5 tRNA genes and 1 rRNA gene are annotated in these 720 nt (G+C 49.2%); all 6 read right to left on the bottom strand.

What is annotated here, in order from left to right:
* Nucleotides 1-47 precede the first annotated feature (47 nt).
* Nucleotides 48-124: transfer RNA gene (locus LWH95_RS21430), tRNA-Pro, on the bottom strand.
* A gap of 27 nt (nucleotides 125-151) precedes the next feature.
* Nucleotides 152-228 (bottom strand) — tRNA-Arg (locus tag LWH95_RS21425).
* 33 nt (nucleotides 229-261) lie between these two features.
* Nucleotides 262-336 (bottom strand) — tRNA-Gly (locus tag LWH95_RS21420).
* A gap of 64 nt (nucleotides 337-400) precedes the next feature.
* Nucleotides 401-473: transfer RNA gene (locus LWH95_RS21415), tRNA-Thr, on the bottom strand.
* Nucleotides 474-475: 2 nt separating this feature from the next.
* Nucleotides 476-550: transfer RNA gene (locus LWH95_RS21410), tRNA-Asn, on the bottom strand.
* A 44-nt stretch (nucleotides 551-594) separates the two neighbouring features.
* Nucleotides 595-710 (bottom strand): 5S ribosomal RNA (gene rrf, locus LWH95_RS21405).
* Nucleotides 711-720 lie beyond the last annotated feature (10 nt).

Below are 720 nucleotides of genomic sequence, written 5' to 3'. Positions count from 1 at the left end.
GCGTGCAAAGCAGGCGCTCTCCCAGCTGAGCTAAGGCCCCATTAAAATGGTCGGGAAGACAGGATTCGAACCTGCGACCCCATGGTCCCAAACCATGTGCTCTACCAAGCTGAGCTACTTCCCGATTCCCTATCTATTCTATTAAAAATAATGGCGCGCCCGAGAGGAGTCGAACCCCTAACCTTTTGATCCGTAGTCAAACGCTCTATCCAATTGAGCTACGGGCGCAATCAATTTTAGAATATCCCGTTGGGATAAAAATGGAGCGGAAGACGGGATTCGAACCCGCGACCCCCACCTTGGCAAGGTGGTGTTCTACCACTGAACTACTTCCGCATATCGCAATAAAAAAAGCTTTCTCCTTTTTGAGAAACCTTGGTAAGATAAATACATTTAATAAAGCTTCCAAGCGGGCTCGAACCGCTGACCTCTTCCTTACCATGGAAGTGCTCTACCTGCTGAGCTATGGAAGCAATGGCTCCGCAGGTAGGATTCGAACCTACGACCGATCGGTTAACAGCCGATAGCTCTACCACTGAGCTACTGCGGAATAATATAAGCTTCATAAACAAACATGGTAGAAATAATAAAACTGCTTGGCGGCGTCCTACTCTCACAGGGGGAACCCCCCGACTACCATCGGCGCTGAAGAGCTTAACTTCCGTGTTCGGTATGGGAACGGGTGTGACCTCTTCGCTATCGCCACCAAACAAATTGAGA

Origin of the sequence: Bacillus sp. G16 (assembly GCF_021282335.1) — a bacterium.
Lineage (GTDB): Bacteria > Bacillota > Bacilli > Bacillales > Bacillaceae > Bacillus > Bacillus inaquosorum.
The sequence above is the reverse complement of the archived record's forward strand: the minus strand, read 5'-3'. Positions and strand labels throughout refer to the sequence as shown.